This window comes from Streptomyces sp. NPDC089919 (assembly GCF_040684615.1).
Taxonomy (GTDB): Bacteria; Actinomycetota; Actinomycetes; order Streptomycetales; family Streptomycetaceae; genus Streptomyces.
Genome location: NZ_JBFBGK010000011.1, coordinates 40,401 through 61,307 on the forward strand (window position 1 = coordinate 40,401; position 20,907 = coordinate 61,307).

18 protein-coding genes are annotated in these 20,907 nt (G+C 72.3%); 14 read left to right on the forward strand and 4 right to left on the reverse strand.

The window, feature by feature from the left end:
- The first annotated feature begins 123 nt into the window (after nt 1-123).
- Complete coding sequence (locus tag AB0O40_RS07400; RefSeq protein ID WP_365036613.1) at nt 124-549, forward strand: Rieske (2Fe-2S) protein; 426 nt, start codon at nt 124-126, stop codon at nt 547-549.
- 19 nt (nt 550-568) lie between these two features.
- Here AB0O40_RS07400 and AB0O40_RS07405 read toward each other — a convergent pair whose 3' ends face one another.
- On the reverse strand, nt 569-1,582 hold the full coding sequence (locus AB0O40_RS07405) for a hypothetical protein (protein WP_365036615.1): 1,014 nt from the start codon (nt 1,580-1,582) through the stop codon (nt 569-571).
- Nucleotides 1,583-1,832: 250 nt separating this feature from the next.
- Here AB0O40_RS07405 and AB0O40_RS07410 point away from each other — a divergent pair, with 250 nt between their 5' ends.
- The 13 genes from AB0O40_RS07410 to pgi all read left to right on the forward strand — a co-directional run bounded on the left by AB0O40_RS07410 (nt 1,833) and on the right by pgi (nt 17,496).
- On the forward strand, nt 1,833-2,480 hold the full coding sequence (locus tag AB0O40_RS07410) for a papain-like cysteine protease family protein (protein WP_365036617.1): 648 nt from the start codon (nt 1,833-1,835) through the stop codon (nt 2,478-2,480).
- 5 nt (nt 2,481-2,485) lie between these two features.
- Nucleotides 2,486-3,274: a hypothetical protein gene (locus AB0O40_RS07415; protein WP_365036736.1), complete on the forward strand. Its 789-nt coding sequence runs from the start codon at nt 2,486-2,488 to the stop codon at nt 3,272-3,274.
- Between the two features lie 90 nt (nt 3,275-3,364).
- Nucleotides 3,365-5,416 carry an excinuclease ABC subunit UvrC gene (gene uvrC, locus AB0O40_RS07420; protein ID WP_365036619.1) on the forward strand — a complete coding sequence of 684 codons (2,052 nt, stop codon included), beginning with the start codon at nt 3,365-3,367 and terminating at the stop codon, nt 5,414-5,416.
- The gene (gene rapZ / locus AB0O40_RS07425) at nt 5,413-6,411 is read left to right on the forward strand and encodes an RNase adapter RapZ (protein ID WP_365036620.1); all 999 of its coding nucleotides are present in this window, start codon (nt 5,413-5,415) and stop codon (nt 6,409-6,411) included. Before uvrC ends, rapZ begins: the two co-directional genes overlap by 4 nt.
- Nucleotides 6,408-7,460, forward strand: coding sequence for a uridine diphosphate-N-acetylglucosamine-binding protein YvcK (yvcK, locus tag AB0O40_RS07430; RefSeq protein WP_365036622.1), 1,053 nt, complete (start codon nt 6,408-6,410; stop codon nt 7,458-7,460). Before rapZ ends, yvcK begins: the two co-directional genes overlap by 4 nt.
- Nucleotides 7,451-8,440: a DNA-binding protein WhiA gene (gene whiA, locus AB0O40_RS07435; RefSeq protein WP_030197759.1), complete on the forward strand. Its 990-nt coding sequence runs from the start codon at nt 7,451-7,453 to the stop codon at nt 8,438-8,440. The genes yvcK and whiA overlap by 10 nt, the downstream gene beginning before the upstream one ends.
- A gap of 165 nt (nt 8,441-8,605) precedes the next feature.
- Nucleotides 8,606-11,560, forward strand: a complete 2,955-nt coding sequence (locus tag AB0O40_RS07440) for a M14 family zinc carboxypeptidase (RefSeq protein ID WP_365036624.1) — start codon at nt 8,606-8,608, stop codon at nt 11,558-11,560.
- A 209-nt stretch (nt 11,561-11,769) separates the two neighbouring features.
- Nucleotides 11,770-12,774 carry a type I glyceraldehyde-3-phosphate dehydrogenase gene (gene gap, locus AB0O40_RS07445; RefSeq protein WP_365036626.1) on the forward strand — a complete coding sequence of 335 codons (1,005 nt, stop codon included), beginning with the start codon at nt 11,770-11,772 and terminating at the stop codon, nt 12,772-12,774.
- Between the two features lie 127 nt (nt 12,775-12,901).
- On the forward strand, nt 12,902-14,113 hold the full coding sequence (locus AB0O40_RS07450; RefSeq protein ID WP_365036628.1) for a phosphoglycerate kinase: 1,212 nt from the start codon (nt 12,902-12,904) through the stop codon (nt 14,111-14,113).
- A gap of 3 nt (nt 14,114-14,116) precedes the next feature.
- Nucleotides 14,117-14,893, forward strand: a complete 777-nt coding sequence (tpiA, locus tag AB0O40_RS07455) for a triose-phosphate isomerase (RefSeq protein WP_365036630.1) — start codon at nt 14,117-14,119, stop codon at nt 14,891-14,893.
- A 113-nt stretch (nt 14,894-15,006) separates the two neighbouring features.
- A complete protein-coding gene (secG, locus tag AB0O40_RS07460; protein ID WP_365036632.1) occupies nt 15,007-15,243 on the forward strand; it encodes a preprotein translocase subunit SecG in 237 nt (78 codons plus the stop codon).
- A 158-nt stretch (nt 15,244-15,401) separates the two neighbouring features.
- A complete protein-coding gene (locus tag AB0O40_RS07465; protein ID WP_030197743.1) occupies nt 15,402-15,689 on the forward strand; it encodes an RNA polymerase-binding protein RbpA in 288 nt (95 codons plus the stop codon).
- 151 nt (nt 15,690-15,840) lie between these two features.
- On the forward strand, nt 15,841-17,496 hold the full coding sequence (gene pgi / locus AB0O40_RS07470; RefSeq protein WP_365036738.1) for a glucose-6-phosphate isomerase: 1,656 nt from the start codon (nt 15,841-15,843) through the stop codon (nt 17,494-17,496).
- Between the two features lie 64 nt (nt 17,497-17,560).
- On the opposite strand, the gene pgl is transcribed toward pgi, so the two are convergent.
- The 3 genes from pgl to zwf are packed head-to-tail and all read right to left on the reverse strand — an operon-like array spanning nt 17,561 to nt 20,906.
- On the reverse strand, nt 17,561-18,343 hold the full coding sequence (gene pgl, locus AB0O40_RS07475) for a 6-phosphogluconolactonase (RefSeq protein WP_365036634.1): 783 nt from the start codon (nt 18,341-18,343) through the stop codon (nt 17,561-17,563).
- A complete protein-coding gene (gene opcA / locus AB0O40_RS07480; protein ID WP_365036636.1) occupies nt 18,340-19,383 on the reverse strand; it encodes a glucose-6-phosphate dehydrogenase assembly protein OpcA in 1,044 nt (347 codons plus the stop codon). The genes pgl and opcA overlap by 4 nt, the downstream gene beginning before the upstream one ends.
- Complete coding sequence (zwf, locus tag AB0O40_RS07485) at nt 19,380-20,906, reverse strand: glucose-6-phosphate dehydrogenase (RefSeq protein WP_365036638.1); 1,527 nt, start codon at nt 20,904-20,906, stop codon at nt 19,380-19,382. Before zwf ends, opcA begins: the two co-directional genes overlap by 4 nt.
- Nucleotide 20,907: the final 1 nt, after the last annotated feature.

A 20,907-nucleotide genomic window follows, 5' to 3' on the forward strand; every position in this document is an offset into this window, starting at 1 on the left:
CCGGTCCGCCCCCGCACAGCGGCCGCACAGCGGCCGCGGGTATCGTCGGCGGGGTCGCACCGCACCAGCCCGGGCCGTCCCGCGAAGACCGGCAGACGCCCCGGCCGACCCCGTGGAGAAGCCATGTCCGGCCAGACCGCCGCCCGCCGTACCGTCCTGAAGGGCGCCGCCGCGGTGGCCGGCGCCGCCGGCGCGGGCCTGACGGCCACCGCCTGCTCCACGGAGTCCGAGGCCGGCAACGGCGACACCAAGTTCGAGGAGCCGGTGGACCTCGGCGCCGCGGCCGACGTGCCGGTGGGCGGGGCCAAGCTCTACCGCGAGCAGCGGCTGCTGGTCAGCTGCCCCGCCAAGGGCCAGTACAAGGCCTTCAGCGCCACCTGCACCCACCGCGGCTGCGTGCTCGACAAGATCGAGGACGGCCAGGGCAACTGCCCCTGCCACGGCAGCCGCTTCGACGTGAACACCGGCAAGGTCCTCGACGGCCCGGCGCCCTCCCCGCTGCCCTCGGTCCCGCTGAAGGTCGAGAACGGCAAGCTGATCGCGGGCTGACCCCGGGCCGGCCGCCGGGCTACTCCCAGTCCCAGCCGATCCCGAGGATCCCGCGCCGCACCGAGGTCTCCACCAGGTGCACGGCCCGGTGCCGGCCGCTGGGCGTGAGGTCCGCGACGGCCCCGCGCGGGGCCCCCGGCGAGACCTGGCTGAAGCGCCGGCAGCGCACCGGCAGGGCCGCCTCGTCGAAGCGGACCTGGAGGACGTACTGGCCGCCGGCGTAGCCGAAGCCGCGCAGGTACTCGCTGGAGCGGCCGCCGGTGCCGTCCTCGAAGCCGTACCCGAAGAGGTACGTGTCCCCGGACCGCAGCCGGGCGTCGAACAGCAGCTCCGCGACCACCACCCCGGTCTCCCGGTGCCAGCGCACCCGCCCGGTACGGCAGTTCTCGTGCGCCCGGACCTCCACCCGCGCGGGGTCGCAGCCCGGGTCGCCGTGGTGGATGGCCAGGTACCGGTCGATCCCGTCCCGGTGCGCCCGGACGACGTGCTGCGAGTCCCGGCCGCGCAGCTCGTGCGCCGCCCCGATCCGGACCCGCTCCTGGTGGCCGACGGTGTGCAGGCCCCCGTCCGCCGGGCACTCCAGCTCGGCGAGCAGCGCCTCGACCGCGTCCCCAGCGGCCACCAGCGACCGGTAGGGCCGGGCGGTGGGCCGGGCGGTCTCGGTGCGGGTGCCGGCCGGCAGCAGCAACCGGGTGAGCGCGCCGGCCGGCAGCTCCAGGATCTGCTCCAGGGCCTGCACGGCCTTGAGGGATTCGGTGCGCTGCGGCCGGCGGGCGCCCTGCTGCCAGTAACTGAGGCTGGTGACGCCGACCTTGATGCCGCGGGCGGCCAGCCGGTGCTGGACCCGCTGGAGCGGCAGGCCGCGCGCCGCGAGGGCGGAGCGCAGCGCGAGGTGGAAGGGTCCGGCGCGCAGGAGCTGGGCGAGTTCGCCCTCGCCCGGGGCGGCCGGCGGGGACTGCGGGGGGACGGTTGCGGCCGGACGGGCCGGTGCGGCGGCTTCGCTGCCGTGCCCGGGATGGCTGATCCGCGGCATGGCGACTCCTCTGTGAACGTTCACGCGCGGTGGGGCGGGGGAGCCCACCGGGGCCGCCCGGGCTGCTGTTGACGGCTGTCCGGGCGTTCACAGGGCAGTCTCGCCGTTCACACCACGATGTCACCCGCCCGTGCGGCGTGTTGACCGGATCGCGACGAGGGGCCGATGCTCCTCCACAGCGTCCGGACGCGCTCCTCCAATCCCCACCCCCTCCCGGCCCCACCGGGAGGCCCCACACGGGAGGATCGCGATGCGCCATCCCCACGGGCGGCTGTTCCTGGCCGCCCTCACCACCGCAGTGCTGCTCGTCCTGCCCGCCGGCACCGCCTCCGCCACGGCGGCCGCCGGCGTCCGGGACGCGGCGGCCGCCCCCGTCCACACCGCACCCGCCACCCCCGGCGCACCCGCCGCGGCCCTGGCCGCCAGACGGCTGAACATCACCATGCAGGCCCAGCAGAAGACCAACTGGTGCTGGGCCGCGAGCGGCAACACCATCGCCACCTGGTTCGGCCGGAACTATTCGCAGAACCAGTTCTGCAACGCCGCCTTCAACCGGCAGCAGGGCTACGACTGCCCCAACAACCAGGCCACCCTCGGCAACGTCCAGACCGCCCTGGACTGGGCCGGCATCAACTCCGGCCTCTACGTGGACGGCTGGCTGCGCTACACCACCGTCCAGACCGAGATCAACGCCGACCGGCCGGTCGAGACCCGGATCCAGTGGTCCTCCGGCGGTGGCCACATGCACGTGGTCTACGGCTACGACACCGCCAACAGCTGGGTCTACTGGGGCGACCCGTGGCCCTCGAGCGACCGCTACAACTGGGCCTCGCACGCCTGGTACGTGAACAACAACTCCTTCTCCTGGACCCACTCGCTCTACCGGATCGGGGCGTGAGCGCCATGACCGTACGCACCGCCCGCCGCTGCGCCGCGCTCGCCGGGGCGCTGGCCGCCGCCGTCCTCGGGCTCGCCCCGCAGGCCTCCGCCGCGCCGGGGGCGCCCCAGCCGCCCGCCGCCACCGCGGCGAACCTGGCCGCCGCCCACGACGCGGCCGCCGCGCCCGGCACCCTCGCCACGCTCTCCCGCTTCTTCTCCCGGGAGGGCCGGATATCCGTGGCCGGCGCCCGGCCCGAGGTCCGGGGTGCGGCGCTGGCCGTGCACTACCTCTCGCCGGACTTCGTGGCCGGCCGGGCCGGGGCACCGGTGGCCCGGGTCGAGTTCCTGGCCAGCAAGGCGGTCGCCGCGGACGGGCAGCTCGCCTCCCTGTGGACCGCGCCGGTGGCCGGGCGCTGGCAGGTGGTCAACATCGCCACCGGGGACGACGAGTTCCGCTACGCCGCACAGGGCGCGAAGGCGCTGCCCGGCGGCACGGTCTTCCGGGAGCCGCAGATCGACGCCTGGTACGTGACGAAGGGGACGCGGGTGGTCCCGCTGGACGCGGACGCGGTGCGGGCCGTGGGCGCGCGCGGGGTCTCCGTCGCGGCCTACGGGGCCCGGGTGCGGACGGCCTACGGGGACAAGCTCCCGGGCTCCGCGTACGCCCGGGCCGGCAAGGCGGGCGGCTACGCCGCGCCCGAGCCCGCCGGCTCCTCCTCGCTCCCGCTGGCCGCCTCCGCCACCGGGGTGGCTGCCGCCCTGGCCGGGGCGGGGGCCTTCGTCCTGCGCCGCCGCCGCGCGACGGCGGCCTGATCCTCCGGGGGCCCGGCCCTGCGGGGCCGGGCCCTTGTCGGGCCCCCGGCAGGGCCGGGGATGTCGGTGGGCGGAAGTAGGGTGGAGGGCATGGCCGACCCCTCCAGTTACCGCCCGAAGCCGGGCCAGGTCCCCGACTCCCCGGGCGTCTACAAATTCCGCGACGAGCACCGCCGGGTGATCTACGTCGGGAAGGCCAAGAGCCTGCGCCAGCGGCTGGCGAACTACTTCCAGGACGTGGCCGGACTGCACCCCCGGACGGCCACCATGGTGACCACCGCGGCCTCCGTCGAGTGGACCGTGGTGGCCACCGAGGTCGAGGCCCTGCAGCTGGAGTACTCCTGGATCAAGGAGTTCGACCCGCGCTTCAACGTCAAGTACCGGGACGACAAGAGCTACCCCTCCCTCGCGGTCACCCTCAATGAGGACTACCCCCGCGTCCAGGTCATGCGCGGCCCCAAGAAGAAGGGCGTGCGGTACTTCGGCCCGTACGGCCACGCCTGGGCCATCCGCGAGACCGTCGACCTGATGCTCCGGGTCTTCCCCGTCCGCACCTGCTCCGCCGGGGTGTTCAAGCGCTCCGCGCAGATCGGCCGCCCCTGCCTGCTCGGGTACATCGGCAAGTGCTCGGCCCCCTGCGTCGGCCGGATCAGCCCCGAGGACCACCGCGAACTGGCCGAGGACTTCTGCGACTTCATGGCCGGCCGGACCGGCACCTACCTCTCCCGGCTGGAGCGCGAGATGCACGCCGCCGCCGAGGAGATGGAGTACGAGCGCGCCGCCCGGCTGCGCGACGACATCGGGGCGCTGCGCCGCGCCATGGAGAAGAACGCCGTCGTGCTGGCCGACGCCACCGACGCCGACCTGATCGCCCTCGCCGAGGACGAGCTGGAGGCGGCCGTGCAGATCTTCCACGTCCGCGGCGGCCGGGTGCGCGGCCAGCGCGGCTGGGTCACCGACAAGGTCGAGGCCGTGGACACCGCCGGCCTGGTCGAGCACGCCCTCCAGCAGTTGTACGGCGAGGAGCGCGGCGAGGGGGTCCCCAAGGAGGTCCTGGTCCCGGCCCTGCCGGAGGACGCGCCCGCGGTCTCCCAGTGGCTCGCCGAGCGCCGCGGCTCCCAGGTCAGCCTGCGGATCCCGCAGCGCGGCGACAAGAAGGACCTCATGGAGACGGTCCGGCGCAATGCGGTGCAGTCCCTGGCCCTGCACAAAACCAAGCGCGCCAGCGACCTGACCACCCGCTCCCGGGCCCTGGAGGAGATCGCCGAGGCCCTGGGGCTGGACAGCGCCCCGCTGCGCATCGAGTGCTTCGACATCTCGCACCTCCAGGGCGAGGACGTGGTCGCGTCCATGGTCGTCTTCGAGGACGGCCTGCCCCGCAAGGGCGAGTACCGGCGGTTCCAGATCAAGGGCCGGGTCGGCGACACGCAGGTCTGGCACGGCGAGGGGCAGGACGACGTCCGCTCCATGCACGAGGTGGTTTCCCGCCGTTTCCGCCGCTACCTCCAGGAGAAGCTGAAGACGGGGGAGTGGACCGCAGAGGAGGACGACCCCGACGGCCCGGACGCCCGGCCCGCCGAGGACGACGGCCGCCCCAAGCGGTTCGCCTACCCCCCGCAGCTGGTCGTGGTCGACGGCGGGCAGCCGCAGGTGGCCGCGGCCCAGCGGGCCCTGACCGAGCTCGGCGTGGACGACGTCGCCGTGTGCGGCCTGGCCAAACGCCTGGAGGAGGTGTGGCTGCCGGGCGAGGACGACCCGGTGGTGCTGCCCCGGACCAGCGAGGGCCTGTACCTCCTCCAGCGGGTACGTGACGAAGCCCACCGCTTCGCCATCCAGTACCAGCGCAACAAGCGCGGCAAGCGGCTCAAGACCAGCCCCCTCGACGAGGTCCCGGGCCTGGGCGAGACCCGCAAGCTGGCCTTGATCAAACACTTCGGTTCCGTGAAGAAGCTCCGACAGGCGACAATCGACCAGATCTGCGAGGTCCCGGGCATAGGCCGCAAGACGGCCGAGAGCGTGGCGGTGGCCCTCGCCCAGGCGGCCCCCGCGGCTCCCGCCGTGAACACCGCGACAGGAGAGATCATGGAGGACGAGACCCCCGCGCCCGCGGGGACCTCGGCCGAACGGGGGACCGACCGATGACCGAGCACGACGCGCGGGACGCTGCAGGACAGGCTGCAGGAGAGACCGCACCCGACGACGCGAGAACGCACGACCGAGACGGAGCACAGGTGAGTACGGGCACGAGCGTGGAAGCCGGCGAGGCAGCCGAGGCCGCCATCCCCGAGCTGGTGATCATCTCCGGCATGTCCGGAGCCGGCCGCAGCACGGCCGCGAAGTGCCTGGAGGACCTCGGCTGGTTCGTCGTGGACAACCTGCCGCCCGCGCTGATCCCCACGATGGTGGAGCTCGGCGCCCGGTCCCAGGGCAACGTCGCCCGGATCGCGGTGGTCGTCGACGTCCGCGGCCGGCGCTTCTTCGACAACCTCCGCGAGTCCCTGGCCGACCTGGAGACCAAGGGCGTCACCCGCCGGATCGTCTTCCTGGAGTCCTCCGACGACGCCCTGGTGCGCCGCTTCGAGTCGGTGCGCCGCCCGCACCCGCTCCAGGGCGACGGCCGGATCGTCGACGGCATCGCCGCCGAGCGCGACCTGCTGCGCGAGCTGCGCGGGGACGCCGACCTGGTGATCGACACCTCCAGCCTGAACGTCCACGAGCTGCGCGCGAAGATGGACGCCCAGTTCGCCGGGGACGAGGAGCCCGAGCTGCGGGCCACCGTCATGTCCTTCGGGTACAAGTACGGCCTGCCGGTCGACGCCGACCTGGTCGTGGACTGCCGCTTCCTGCCCAACCCGCACTGGGTCCCGGAGCTGCGCCCCTTCACGGGGCTCAATGAGGAGGTGTCCGGCTACGTCTTCAACCAGCCCGGCGCCAAGGAGTTCCTGGACCGGTACGCCGAGCTGCTGCAGCTCATCGCCACCGGCTACCGCCGCGAGGGCAAGCGGTACGTGACCATCGCGGTGGGCTGCACCGGCGGCAAGCACCGCAGCGTGGCCATGTCCGAGAAGCTCGCCGCCCGCCTCGCCTCCGAGGGAGTCGAGACCGTCGTCGTCCACCGGGACATGGGGCGCGAGTGACCGGGCGCACCCTCCGGCTGGGCCGCCTGCGGCGGCTCGGCCCGGCCGGCGCGGCCGAGGGCGCCCCCGGCCGCCGCCGGCGCGGCGCCCAGCCCAAGGTCGTCGCCCTCGGCGGCGGCATGGGGCTGTCCGCCTCGCTGGCCGCCCTGCGCCGGATCACCGGCGACCTGACCGCGGTGGTCACCGTCGCCGACGACGGCGGCTCCAGCGGCCGGCTCCGCGAGGAGCTGGGCGTGCTGCCCCCCGGCGACCTGCGCAAGGCGCTGGCCGCCCTGTGCGGGGACGACGACTGGGGCCAGACCTGGGCCCGGGTCATCCAGCACCGCTTCCAGTCCCGCGGCGACCTGCACGAGCACGCCGTGGGCAATCTCCTGATCGTCGCGCTGTGGGAGCAGCTGGGCGACCACGTCAAGGCGCTCGACCTGGTCGGGCGGCTGCTGGGCGCGCACGGCCGGGTGCTGCCGATGTCGGCGGTGCCGCTGGAGCTCCAGGCGCTGGTCAAGGGCCACGACCCGGCCCGGCCGGAGTACGTCGACACCGTCCGGGGCCAGGCCACGGTCGCCCTCACCCCCGGTGAGGTGCAGTCCGTCCACCTGGTCCCGCACGACCCGCCGGCCGTGCCGGAGGCGGTCGAGGCGGTGCTCGACGCGGACTGGGTGGTGCTCGGCCCGGGCTCCTGGTTCTCCTCGGTGATCCCCCACCTGCTGGTGCCCCAGCTGCTGGAGGCCCTGACCGAGACCAAGGCCCGGCGGGTCCTCTCGCTGAACCTCGCCCCCCAGCCGGGCGAAACCGAGGGCTTCTCTCCGCAGCGTCATTTGGAGGTTTTGGCCCGACACGCCCCTAAACTCGCCCTGGACGTGGTGCTGGCCGACCAGGCTGCCGTACCCGACCGCGAATCCCTCGCCGATGCCGCCAAGCGGTTCGGCGCCGCGGTCGAACTGGCGCCTGTCGCGGCCGGGGGAGGCTCCGCCAAGCACGACCCGGAGCTGCTGGCAGCCGCGTACGACCGTATTTTTCGGATGCATGGAAGGATCGGCCCATGGCGATGACGCCGGCGGTGAAGGACGAGATCTCGCGTCTCCCCGTCACCCGCACCTGCTGCAGGAAGGCGGAGGTCTCGGCGATCCTTCGGTTCGCGGGCGGCTTGCACCTGGTGAGCGGCCGGATCGTGATCGAGGCCGAGCTGGACACCAGCTTCGCGGCCCGGCGCCTGAAGAAGGACATCCTCGAGATCTTCGGCCACAGCTCCGAGCTGATCGTGATGGCCCCGGGCGGGCTGCGCCGCGGCTCGCGCTTCGTGGTGCGGGTGGTGGCCGGCGGTGACCAGCTGGCCCGCCAGACCGGCCTGGTCGACGGCCGGGGCCGGCCCATCCGCGGGCTGCCCCCGCAGGTGGTCTCCGGGGCCACCTGCGACGCCGAGGCGGCCTGGCGCGGCGCCTTCCTGGCGCACGGCTCGCTCACCGAGCCCGGCCGCTCCTCCTCGCTGGAGGTGACCTGCCCCGGGCCGGAGGCGGCCCTGGCGCTGGTGGGCGCGGCCCGCCGGCTCTCCATCGCCGCCAAGGCCCGCGAGGTGCGCGGGGTGGACCGGGTCGTCGTCCGCGACGGTGACGCCATCGGCGCCCTGCTGACCCGGCTGGGCGCGCACGAGTCCGTGCTGGCCTGGGAGGAGCGGCGGATGCGCCGCGAGGTGCGGGCCACCGCCAACCGGCTCGCCAACTTCGACGACGCCAACCTGCGCCGCTCGGCCCGCGCCGCGGTCGCGGCCGGCGCCCGGGTGCAGCGCGCCCTGGAGATCCTGGGCGAGGAGGTGCCCGAGCACCTGGCCGCCGCCGGCCGGCTGCGCATGGAGCACAAGCAGGCCTCCCTGGAGGAGCTGGGCGCCCTGGCCGACCCGCCGCTGACGAAGGACGCGGTGGCCGGCCGGATCCGCCGCCTGCTGGCGATGGCCGACAAGCGCGCCCAGGACCTCGGCATCCCCGGTACGGAGTCCAACCTCACCGAGGAGATGGCCGACAACCTGGCCGGCTGACGCCCGCCGCGCCGTCCCGCCCGACGGAAGGGGGCCCCGCCGACCACGGCCCGGGGCCCCGTTCCGTTTTCCGTCCGACACGCCACCCGCCCCATTGACATGACCATGGGAGCTGGTGAGCCTTGCGTCCGAACGCTTTCGTGACAGACGACAGCAGGGGGGCACATGAGGCGCAGAGCGAGCTCGATCCTCGCCACCGGCGCACTGATCCTCGGTTCCATGGCGGCCGTACCGGCGGCCCTGGCGCAGTCGGGACCCGCAGGGGACCGCGCGGCGGCCGACGAAGTGCGGGTCTACGACGCGGACATCACCCGGGCCCAGGTCCCGCTGGTCCTCGCGGCCGGCCAGGACGCCCATGAACTGGCGGAGCGGGCCCCGGCCCGCGGCACCGCCCACGTGGAGCTCTTCCTGACGGGCAGCCAGGCCCGCGCCCTGGGCGCCCAGGGCGTCAGGCTGACCGAGCGGCGGGTGCCGGCCAAGGCGGCGGCCCGGACCGCGGCCGCCGGCGACGGGGTCTTCCGCCCGTACAGCGGCAAGGGCGGCCTCCAGGAGGAGATCGTCCGCACCGGGCAGCAGCACCCGGGGCTGACCAAGGTCGTCTCCATCGGCAAGACCGTGCAGGGCAAGGACATCCTGGCGCTCAAGGTCACCAAGAACGCCCGCCGGACCCGGGACGGCGCCAAGCCCTCCGTGCTCTACATGTCCAACCAGCACGCCCGCGAGTGGATCACCCCGGAGATGACCCGGCGGCTGATGCACGAGGTGGTCGACGGCTACGGCAAGGACCGGCGGATCACCAGGATCCTGGACTCCACCGAGCTGTGGTTCCTGCTCTCCGCCAACCCCGACGGGTACGACTACACCTTCGCCGCCGACGGCGACCGGCTCTGGCGCAAGAACCTGCGCGACAACGACGGCGACGGCAAGATCACCAACGGCGACGGCGTCGACCTCAACCGCAACTTCGCCTACAAGTGGGGCTACGACAACGAGGGTTCCTCCCCCGACCCCTTCAACGAGACCTACCGGGGCCCGGCCGCGGACTCCGAGCCCGAGACGGTGGCCCTGGACCGCTTCGAGAAGCGGATCGGCTTCGACTTCGGCATCAACTACCACTCCGCCGCGGAGCTGCTGCTCTACGGCGTGGGCTGGCAGGTGGCCACCCCCACCCCGGACGACGTGCTCTACAAGGCGCTGGCCGGCACCCCCGAGAAGCCGGCCGTGCCGGGCTACTACCCGCAGGTCTCCTCGGAGCTGTACACCACCAACGGCGAGGCCGACGGCCAGGCGGCCAACGCCAACGGCGTCATGATGTTCACCCCCGAGATGACCACCTGCCAGACCGCCTCGGACATCGACCCCGACGACGCCTGGAAGGCCGAGGACTGCCCGTCCGGCTTCAACTTCCCCGACGACGAGAAGCTGATCCAGGGCGAGTTCGCCAAGAACGTGCCCTTCGCGCTCTCGGTCGCCGAGACCGCCGCGCACCCCGACCGGCCGTCCTCCTCCGTGGGGCTGGAGGCCGCCGACTTCACCACCGACCCCTTCACCCGCTCCGCCGCCCGCGGCGGGGCGCAGCAGGTGGCGGTCACCGCGCGCAAGTCGCTGCGCGGCAAGCAGCTCAACTACCGGATCAACGGCGGCCGTACGCACCAGAAGGACCTCAAGCCCTGGCGCGGCGGCGCCCGCTACGGCGGCGAGGACAACAACCGCTACGACCAGTACCGCGCGGCCGTCACCGGCGCCCGCCCGGGTGACCGGGTCGAGGTCTGGTTCACCGGCCGCGGCGCCGCCGGCGCCCGGTCGGCCAGCACCCACTTCACCTACTCCGTCGACCGCGCCCCCCGCGCCGACGTCCTGGTGATCGCCGAGGAGGGCGCCGCCGCCACCCAGGCCCAGAAGTACGTGGCCGCGCTGCGCGCCAACCACCGCTCCGCCGCCGTCTGGGACGTCGCCACGCAGGGCGTCCCGCACCCGCTGGGCGTCCTGTCGCACTACCGCACCGCGGTCCACTACACGGGCGCCCAGGCCCCCTCCGGCCCGGTCCAGCTCGCGATCCGGGACTTCCTCAACGAGGGCGGCCGGCTGATCGAGGCCGGTGAGCAGGCCGGCGGCGACGCCGAGGTCGGCCGCGCCCTCACCGACGACTTCAGCCAGTACTACCTCGGCGCCTACGGCCGGGCCGGGTCCCGGGGCGCCACCGGCTTCGCCGGCTCCGGCGCGCTGGCCGGTACCGGCGGCCCGCTCGCCGACGCGCCCGGCAACCCGCTGGACGCGGCCGGCTCCTACACCGTCACCTCCGACAGCCTCCCGGCGGCGCAGTTCCCGCAGTTCAAGAGCGCCAAGTCGGGTGCGTACACCGGGGTCGTCAACCCGTACGCCCCCTACCGCGGTACCGGCATGGCAGCGGCCCTGCACCAGGACGACGACTGGAAGCGGCTGGTCCGCACCGTCGACCTCACCCAGGTCACCGCCGCCCAGCAGCCGCAGCTGCGCCTGGCGCTCAACTGGAACACCGAGCCGGGCTACGACCACGCCGTCCTGGAGGCGCACACCACCGGCGCCGAGGACTGGACGACGCTGCCCGACCTCAACGGCCAGAGCAGCACCGCGGTGCCCGAGGAGTGCGGCGCCGGCTTCCTGATCGGCGACCACCCCTTCCTGGCGCACTACCTCACCCTCGCCGGGGGCAACTGCACCGGCGGCGGCACCACCGGGGCCTGGAACAGCTTCACCGGCTCCGCGGGCGGCTGGAAGCAGGTCGCCTTCGACTTGAGCCCCTATGCAGGCAAGAAGGTGGAGCTCGCGCTGTCCTACGTCACCGACCCCGGCTCGGGCGGCCGCGGGGTCTTCGCGGACGAGGCGCGCCTGGTCATCGGGGGTGCGGACCAGGAGGACGAGGGCTTCGAGACCGGCCTGGGCAGCTGGACGGCCCAGGGATCTCCGGCCGGAAGTCCCGCGGTTCCGGGCGACTGGTCCCGGACCGGGGAGCTCTTCCAGTCCTTCGCATCGGTCACTACGCGTGACACGGTCCTCCTCGGCTTCGGCCTGGAGCACCTGACGGACCCGGAGGACCGCTCGGTACTGATCGGTAAGGCCCTGCGGACCCTCCGGCGCTGACTCTCCGTAACGGGCCTTTGGGCCCCCGGAATCCCGCCCGAAACCAATTGGTACAGGCGCTCCGGGGGCCCTCCGGCGCATTCCCACGTGCGTCGGAGGACGTTCGATGTCACCCAAAGGCTCACGGAGAGGTAGGGTCGGAGGCGGTCGGGGACATCCCATACAGCTCGCCGGCGGACAGACCGGCGCACATACGAGGAGATCGGTTCGTGACGATCCGCGTAGGTATCAATGGTTTTGGCCGAATCGGCCGCAACTACTTCCGGGCGCTGCTGGAGCAGGGGGCGGACGTCGAAATCGTCGGTGTCAATGACCTGACCGACAACGCGACGCTCGTGCACCTCCTGAAGTACGACACGATCCTCGGCCGGCTGAAGGCGGACGTCAGCCACACCGACGACACCATCACGGTCGGCGGGAACACCTTCAAGACCTTCGCCGAGCGCGACCCCGCGAACCTCCCCTGGGGCGAGCTGGGCGCGGACATCGTCATCGAGTCCACCGGCATCTTCACGAAGAAGGCCGACGCCGCCAAGCACCTCGCGGCCGGCGCGAAGAAGGTCCTCATCTCGGCTCCGGCCACCGACGAGGACATCACGATCGTGATGGGCGTCAATCACGACAAGTACGACGCGGCCAACCACCACGTCATCTCCAACGCCTCCTGCACCACCAACTGCGTGGCGCCGATGGCGAAGGTCCTCGACGAGAGCTTCGGCATCGTCAAGGGCATGATGACCACGGTCCACGCCTACACCAACGACCAGCGCATCCTGGACTTCCCGCACAAGGACCTGCGCCGCGCCCGCGCCGCCGCGGAGAACATCATCCCGACCACCACCGGTGCCGCCAAGGCCACCGCCCTGGTCCTGCCGCAGCTCAAGGGCAAGCTCGACGGCATCGCGATGCGCGTCCCGGTCCCCACCGGCTCCGTGACCGACCTGGTGATCGAGCTGGACCGCGAGGTCACCAAGGACGAGGTCAACACCGCCTTCCAGAAGGCCGCCGAGGGCCAGCTGAAGGGCATCCTCGACTACACCGAGGACGCGATCGTCTCCTCCGACATCGTGAACTGGCCGGCCTCCTGCACCTTCGACTCCTCCCTGACCATGGTCCAGGGCAAGAGCGTCAAGATCGTGGGCTGGTACGACAACGAGTGGGGCTACTCCAACCGCCTCGTCGACCTCACCGTCTTCGTCGGCGGTCAGCTCTAAGTCCTAGGGCAGGTTCCACGATGTGAAGCACAGGGTCCGGGCGGCGCAACGGTGCGCCGGCCGGACCCTGTAGCTTGCCTGTCGTTCTTCCGCCCCAGTACACGGGCGCCAAAGGAGTCAGAAACACATGAAGACGATCGACGAACTGCTCGCCGAGGGTGTCGCCGGCAAGCGGGTCTTCGTCCGCGCGGACCTCAACGTGCCCCTCGCCGAGGGCACCATCACCGACGACGGCCGCATCCGCGCCGTCCAGCCGACCATCGCGAAGCTCGCCGAAGCCGGCGCCCGCGTGGTCGTCGCCTCGCACCTCGGCCGCCCCAAGGGCGAGCCGGACCCGGCCTTCTCCCTCGCCCCCGCCGCCGCGCGCCTGGGCGAACTGCTCGGCACGCCGGTGGCCTTCGCCACCGACACGGTCGGCGCCTCCGCCAAGGAGACCGTCGCCGCCCTGGCCGACGGCCAGGTCGCGGTCATCGAGAACCTCCGCTTCAACGCCGGCGAGACCAGCAAGGACGACGCCGAGCGCGGCGCCTTTGCCGACCAGCTCGCCGAGCTGGCCGACGTCTACGTCGGCGACGGCTTCGGTGCGGTGCACCGCAAGCACGCCTCGGTCTTCGACCTCCCGGCCCGGCTGCCGCACGCGGCCGGCTACCTGATCGCCACCGAGGTCGGCGTCCTGAAGAAGCTCACCGCCGACGTCAAGCGCCCCTACGTGGTCGTGCTCGGCGGCGCCAAGGTCTCCGACAAGCTCGCCGTCATCGACGAGCTGCTGGGCAAGGCCGACCGCATCCTCATCGGCGGCGGCATGGCCTACACCTTCCTCTACGCCAAGGGCTACGAGGTCGGCATCTCCCTGCTCCAGAAGGACCAGGTCGAGAAGGTCAAGGAGTACATGGCCCGGGCCGAGGCCGACGGCGTCGAGCTGGTCCTGCCGGTCGACGTCCTGGTCTCCTCGGAGTTCCCCGACCTGAAGACCAAGGCCCCGGCCGACTTCGCGGTCGTCGACGCGGACCAGATCCCCGCCGACAAGGAGGGCCTGGACATCGGCCCCAAGACCCGCGAGCTCTACGCGTCGAAGATCGCCGACGCCGAGACCGTCTTCTGGAACGGCCCGGTCGGCGTCTTCGAGCACCCCGACTACGCCGGCGGCACCTCCGCCGTCGCCAAGGCGCTCCTCGACTCGGACGCGTTCACCGTCGTCGGCGGCGGCGACTCGGCCGCGGCCGTGCGCATCCTCGGCTTCGACGAGAACGCGTTCGGACACATCTCCACCGGTGGCGGCGCCAGCCTCGAATACCTCGAGGGCAAGACGCTCCCCGGCATCGCAGCACTGGAAGGCTGACCCGTGAGTGACCGCACCCCGCTGATGGCGGGCAACTGGAAGATGAACCTCAACCACCTCGAGGCCATCGCGCACGTCCAGAAGCTCGCCTTCGCGCTCGCCGACAAGGACTACGACGCGACCGAGGTGGCCGTGCTCGTGCCGTTCACCGACCTGCGCTCGGTGCAGACCCTGGTCGACGGCGACAAGCTGAAGATCAAGTACGGCGCCCAGGACATCTCGGCGCACGACTCCGGTGCCTACACCGGTGAGATCTCGGGCCCGATGCTCGCCAAGCTGAAGTGCGCGTACGTGGCCGTGGGCCACAGCGAGCGCCGCCAGTACCACGGCGAGGACGACGAGGTCTGCAACGCCAAGGTGAAGGCCGCCTTCAAGAACGGCATCACCCCGATCCTGTGCGTCGGCGAGGGCCTGGACGTCCGCAAGGCCGGCCAGCAGGTCCCGCACACCCTCGCCCAGGTCGACGGCGCCCTCAAGGACGTCCCGGCCGAGCAGGTCGAGTCGATCGTGATCGCCTACGAGCCCGTATGGGCGATCGGCACCGGCGAGGTCGCCACCCCCGAGGACGCCCAGGAGGTCTGCGGGGCGATCCGCGGCCGGCTGGCCGAGCTGTACTCCCAGGAGCTGGCCGACGCGGTCCGCATCCAGTACGGCGGCTCGGTGAAGTCCGGCAACATCGCCGCGATCATGGCGCAGCCGGACGTCGACGGCGCCCTGGTCGGCGGCGCGGCCCTGGACGCGGACGAGTTCGTCAAGATCGTCCGCTTCCGGGACCAGTGAGCAGGTCAGTGAGTATGCGGTAGGGCGGATCCGTCGTACCCTTGCGGGGGCCAGTGAGCCGTAGGTCGGCTCACCGGCCCCCGCGTCAATATCCAAGGAAGTAGGGTCCAGCCGTGATTATGGGGTTCTCGATCGCCCTGATCGTCTTCAGCCTGCTGCTGATGCTGCTGGTGCTGATGCACAAGGGCAAGGGCGGAGGCCTCTCCGACATGTTCGGCGGCGGCATGCAGTCCTCCGTCGGCGGTTCCTCGGTGGCCGAGCGCAACCTCGACCGCATCACGGTCGTGATCGGTCTGCTGTGGTTCGCGAGCATTGTGGCGCTGGGTCTGCTCATGAAGACGGGCAACTGACCAGAAGTAACTCCGGCCATTGGACGCGCGTTGGGACTTCCGTAGACTGAGGCGCCCGCGGCGGACATCCACCGGCCGAACGCGGCACCATCACGCAGGGAGTTACGACCGTGGCAAGTGGCAACGCGATCCGTGGTAGCCGGGTCGGAGCGGGGCCGATGGGTGAGGCCGAGCGCGGCGAGTCCGCGCCGCGCCTGCGCATCTCCTTCTGGTGCTCGAACGGGCACGAGACGCAGCCGAGCTTCGCCAGCGACGCGCAGGTCCCGGACACCTGGGACTGCCCGCGCTGCGGATTCCCGGCCGGCCAGGACCGGGACAACCCCCCGGCCCCGCCGCGCACCGAGCCCTACAAGACGCACCTCGCGTACGTCCGGGAGCGGCGCACGGACGCCGACGGGGAGGCCATCCTCGCGGAGGCGCTCGCGAAGCTCCGTGGCGAGATCTGAGCCGTCCGGCAGGGTATGACTCGAGGCCCGGCCCATGGGAGACCTTCTCCCGTGGGCCGGGCCTGTTTGTGTCTGTTCTGCTGCCTCTGATCCCTTAGGTTTGGGGGTGGCGGGGCTACGACAGGACGGAAGAAGTGGGTTGATGTCCGAGATGACGGAAAACCGGCGGATCAGGCTGAATCAGACGCCCGAGTGGGCGGCGCTGGCCAAGCACCGGGACGAGTTCGGCGGCACGCACCTGCGCGAGCTGTTCGCGGCCGACCCGGCCCGCGGCGGCCGGTACACCCTGAGCGTCGGCGACCTGCACATCGACTACTCCAAGCACCTGGTCACCGACGAGACGCTGGAGCTGCTGCGGGAACTGGCCGCCGCGACCGGGGTGGCCGAGCTGCGGGAGGCCATGTTCCGCGGCGAGAAGATCAACACCACCGAGGACCGCGCGGTGCTGCACACCGCGCTGCGCGCCCCCGCGGACGCGGTCGTCGAGGTCGACGGGACCGACGTGGTCCCCGAGGTGCACGCCGTGCTCGACAAGATGGCGGACTTCGCGGACCGGGTGCGCTCGGGGGCCTGGACGGGCCACACCGGCCGCCGGATCCGCACCGTCGTCAACATCGGCATCGGCGGCTCCGACCTCGGTCCGGCGATGGCCTACGAGGTGCTGCGCTCCTTCACCGACCGGGAGTTGACGGTCCGGTTCGTCTCCAACGTGGACGGCGCGGACCTCCACGAGGCGGTCCGGGACCTGGACCCGGCCGAGACGCTGTTCGTCATCGCCTCGAAGACCTTCACCACCATCGAGACCATCACCAACGCCACCTCGGCGCGCGGCTGGCTGCTCGACGGGCTCGGCGGTGACCGGGCCGCGGTGGCCAAGCACTTCGTCGCCCTCTCCACGAACGCGGAGAAGGTCGAGGAGTTCGGCATCGACACGGCCAACATGTTCGAGTTCTGGGACTGGGTCGGCGGCCGGTACTCCTACGACTCGGCCATCGGGCTCTCCCTGATGATCGCCATCGGCCCGGACCGCTTCCGCGAGATGCTGGCCGGCTTCCGGCTGGTGGACGAGCACTTCCGGACCGCCCCCGCCGAGGAGAACGCCCCGCTGCTGCTGGGCCTGTTGGGCATCTGGTACGGCGCCTTCTTCGACGCGCAGTCGCACGCGGTGCTGCCGTACTCGCACTACCTCTCCAAGTTCACCGCGTACCTCCAGCAGCTGGACATGGAGTCCAACGGCAAGTCCGTGGACCGGGACGGCAATCCGGTGGACTGGCAGACCGGGCCGGTGGTCTGGGGCACCCCGGGCACCAACGGCCAGCACGCGTACTACCAGTTGATCCACCAGGGCACCAAGGTGATCCCGGCCGACTTCATCGGCTTCGCCCGGCCGGTGGCGGACCTCGAGCCGGCCCTGGAGGCCCAGCACGACCTGCTGATGGCGAACTTCTTCGCCCAGACCCAGGCGCTGGCCTTCGGCAAGACGCCGCAGGAGGTGCGGGCGGAGGGCGTCGCGGAGCCGCTGGTCCCGCACAAGACCTTCCGCGGCAACCACCCCACGACCACGGTCCTGGCCCCGGCCCTGACCCCGTCGGTGCTGGGCCAGCTGATCGCCCTCTACGAGCACAAGGTGTTCGTCCAGGGCGCGGTCTGGAACATCGACTCCTTCGACCAGTGGGGCGTCGAGCTGGGCAAGGTCCTCGCCAAGCGGCTGGAGCCGGCGCTGGTCTCCGGGGCCGAGGTACCGGGCCTGGACCCGTCCACCACGGCCCTGGTGGCCACGTACCGCAGCCTGCGGGGCCGGGCCTAGGCTCCCGGACAGGCAGAAGGGGCCCGCTCTCGTCTCCGAGAGCGGGCCCCTTCGCGTACGGGTGTTACGCCGAAGCCGGCGGGTAGAGCTGCGGCGGGAGCTTGGCCGCCGCGGCCCGGTCCAGCAGCCACAGCGTGCGGGTACGGCCGTAGGCGCCCGCGGCCGGGGCCTGGAGCTCACCGGCCCCGCCCAGCGCGATCGCCACCGCACCGGCCTTGTCCTCGCCCGCCGCCAGCAGCCACACCTCGCGGGCGGCCCGGATGGCGGGCAGGGTCAGCGAGACGCGGGTGGGCGGCGGCTTGGGCGCACCGCGCACGCCGACCACCGTCAGGGCCTCCTCGCGCACCGCCGGGTGCTCGGGGAAGAGCGAGGCGACGTGCGTGTCCGGACCGACGCCCAGCATCAGCACGTCGAACCGCGGCACCGGGCCGTGGTCCTCCGGGCCCGCGGCCGCCGCCAGCTCCCGGGCGTACCCGGCGGCCGCCGCGTCCACGTCGGTGCCGTAGGGGCCGTCCAGCGCGGGCATGGCGTGCACCCGGGCCGGGTCCACCGGCACCGCGTCCAGCAGCGCCTCGCGCGCCTGGACGTGGTTGCGCTCCGGATCGTCGGCCGGGACGTACCGCTCGTCGCCCCACCACAGGTCCAGCCGGGACCAGTCCACCGCGTCCCGGGCCGGCGACTCGGCCAGCGCGGCCAGCAGGCCGTTGCCGTTGCGCCCGCCCGTCAGGACCACCGACGCCGTGCCGCGGGCGGCCTGGGCGTCGACGATCCGGGTGATGAGCCGGGCCGCCGCGGCCCGGGCCATCAGCTCCTTGTCGCGGTGGACCACGACCTGGGGGACGCTCACCCGGCGACCGCCTTCTTGGCCGGGGCCTTCTTGGCGGGCGCCGCCTTGGCGGCCGGAGCCGCGTCCGCGGCCGGGGCGGCCGGGGCCGCTGCGGCCTTCGCCGCCGCGGCGCTGCCCGCCTCCAGCCGGTCCACGCCGAACTTCAGCGAGGACTCGTAGGTGTTGTCCGGGTCCAGCCGGCGCAGCTCCTCCGCCAGCAGCTCGGCGGTCTCCCGCCGCTTGAGCGCCACCGCGCGGTCCGGCTGCCCGGGCATGCACAGCGTCGCCAGCGCGCCGTCGGCCCGGTCCAGCACGATCGGCCCCTGCGAGGTCTCCAGCCGGACGGCCGTCAGGCCCGGGCCGGAGGAGACGGTGCGGCGCACCGGCACCTCGAGGCGGTCCGCCAGCCACATGGCCAGCAGTTCGCAGCTGGGGTTCTCGTCCTCGCCCTCGACGGTCGCCGAGGTGACCTTGACGGACTGCTGGTCCAGGGCCGCCGCCAGCATGGAACGCCAGGGCGTGATCCGGGTCCAGGACAGGTCGGTGTCCCCGGGCGCGTAGGTGCGGGCCCGGGCGGCCAGCTCGGTCAGCGGGTCCTCGGTGGCGTACGTGTCGACGATCCGCCGCTGGCCCAGGGCCCCGAGCGGGTTGCCGGCCACGTCCGAGGGCGCGCCCTCGGGCCACCACACGACCACCGGGGCGTCCGGCAGCAGCAGCGGCAGGACGACCGACTGGGCGTGGCCCACCAGCTCGCCGTGCAGCCGCAGCACAACCGTTTCGCCGGTGCCCGAGTCGGTGCCGACCCGGACCTCGGCGTCCAGCCGGGTGTCCCGGCGGCTGCGCGGCGAGCGGCTGGCCCGCTTGATCACCACGATGATCCGCGAGGGGTGCTCGTGCGAGGCGTCGTTCGCCGACTTCAGTGCGTCGTAGGCGTTCTCCTCGTCGGTGACGATGACGAGGGTGAGCACCATGCCGATGGCGGGCGTGCCGATGTCCCGGCGTGCCTGCACCAGCGCGGCGTTGATCTTGCTGGAGGTGGTCTCCGTGAGGTCGATCTTCATGGCCGGCGCCAGCTCCGTCCGTCTCGTGCGAGCATCTCGTCCGCCTCGACCGGCCCCCACGTGCCCGCCGGGTACTGCGCGGGCTTGCCGTGCTTGTCCCAGTACTCCTCGATCGGGTCGAGGATGTTCCAGGAGAGTTCGACCTCCTGGTGCCGCGGGAAGAGGTTGGCGTCTCCCAGCAGCACGTCGAGGATCAGGCGCTCGTACGCCTCCGGGCTCGACTCCGTGAAGGACTCGCCGTAGGCGAAGTCCATGGTCACGTCGCGCACCTCCATGGAGGTGCCGGGGACCTTGGAGCCGAACCGCACCGTGACGCCCTCGTCCGGCTGCACCCGGATGACCAGGGCGTTCTGCCCCAGCTCCTCGGTCGCACCGGATTCGAAGGGCAGGTACGGGGCCCGCTTGAAGACCACCGCGATCTCGGTGACGCGGCGGCCCAGCCGCTTGCCGGTGCGCAGGTAGAACGGCACGCCCGCCCAGCGGCGGTTGTTGATCTCCAGGCGGATCGCGGCGTAGGTGTCGGTCTTCGACTTCGGGTCGATGCCGTCCTCTTCGAGGTAGCCGACGACCTTCTCGCCGCCCTGCCATGCCCCGGAGTACTGGCCGCGCACGGTGTGCTTGCCCAGGTCCTCGGGGAGTTCCACGGCGGTGAGGACCTTGAGCTTCTCCGCCACCAGCGCCTTGGGGTGGAAGGAGCCGGGCTCCTCCATCGCCGTCAGCGCGAGCAGCTGGAGCAGGTGGTTCTGGATGACGTCACGGGCGGCGCCGATGCCGTCGTAGTAGCCGGCCCGGCCGCCGATGCCGATGTCCTCGGCCATGGTGATCTGCACGTGGTCGACGTACGACCGGTTCCAGATCGGCTCGAACATCGTGTTGGCGAAGCGGAGCGCCAGGATGTTCTGGACGGTCTCCTTGCCGAGGTAGTGGTCGATCCGGAAGACCTCGTCACGGGGGAAGACCTCGTGGACGATCTGGTTGAGGTCCTGCGCGCTGGCCAGGTCGTGGCCGAAGGGCTTCTCGATGACGGCGCGCCGCCAGGAGCCCTCCTTCTGGGCGAGTCCGTGCTTCTTGAGCTGCTGGACCACCGTGGGGAAGAACTTCGGCGGGACGGACAGGTAGAAGGCGAAGTTGCCGCCCGTGCCCTGTGCCTTGTCCAGCTCCTCGATCGTCGACTTCAGCGTCTCGAAGGCCGCGTCGTCGTCGAAGTTGCCCTGGACGAACCGGCAGCCCTGCACCAGCTGCTGCCAGACCTCCTCGCGGAAGGGCGTGCGCGAGTGCTGCTTCACCGCGTCGTGGACCTCCTGCACGAAGTCCTCGTCCTGCCACTCGCGGCGGGCGAACCCGATCAGCGAGAAGCCCGGGGGCAGCAGACCGCGGTTGGCGAGGTCGTAGACGGCAGGCATCAGCTTCTTGCGCGAGAGGTCGCCCGTAACGCCGAAGATGACCAGGCCGGACGGCCCCGCGATGCGCGGGAGCCGCCGGTCCTGTGCGTCACGAAGCGGGTTCGCTCCGTTTACAGACAAG

Bases quoted from the DNA above. Each gene is read 5' to 3' on its own strand.
- pgi (WP_365036738.1), top strand. From the start codon at position 15,841: ATGACGGAAAACCGGCGGATCAGGCTGAATCAGACGCCCGAGTGGGCG.
- AB0O40_RS07405 (WP_365036615.1), bottom strand. From the start codon at position 1,582: ATGCCGCGGATCAGCCATCCCGGGCACGGCAGCGAAGCCGCCGCACCG.
- AB0O40_RS07415 (WP_365036736.1), top strand. From the start codon at position 2,486: ATGACCGTACGCACCGCCCGCCGCTGCGCCGCGCTCGCCGGGGCGCTG.
- rapZ (WP_365036620.1), top strand. From the start codon at position 5,413: ATGACCGAGCACGACGCGCGGGACGCTGCAGGACAGGCTGCAGGAGAG.
- whiA (WP_030197759.1), top strand. From the start codon at position 7,451: ATGGCGATGACGCCGGCGGTGAAGGACGAGATCTCGCGTCTCCCCGTC.
- AB0O40_RS07465 (WP_030197743.1), top strand. From the start codon at position 15,402: ATGGGTGAGGCCGAGCGCGGCGAGTCCGCGCCGCGCCTGCGCATCTCC.
- opcA (WP_365036636.1), bottom strand. From the start codon at position 19,383: ATGAAGATCGACCTCACGGAGACCACCTCCAGCAAGATCAACGCCGCG.
- AB0O40_RS07440 (WP_365036624.1), top strand. From the start codon at position 8,606: ATGAGGCGCAGAGCGAGCTCGATCCTCGCCACCGGCGCACTGATCCTC.
- AB0O40_RS07400 (WP_365036613.1), top strand. From the start codon at position 124: ATGTCCGGCCAGACCGCCGCCCGCCGTACCGTCCTGAAGGGCGCCGCC.
- uvrC (WP_365036619.1), top strand. From the start codon at position 3,365: ATGGCCGACCCCTCCAGTTACCGCCCGAAGCCGGGCCAGGTCCCCGAC.
- AB0O40_RS07410 (WP_365036617.1), top strand. From the start codon at position 1,833: ATGCGCCATCCCCACGGGCGGCTGTTCCTGGCCGCCCTCACCACCGCA.
- AB0O40_RS07450 (WP_365036628.1), top strand. From the start codon at position 12,902: ATGAAGACGATCGACGAACTGCTCGCCGAGGGTGTCGCCGGCAAGCGG.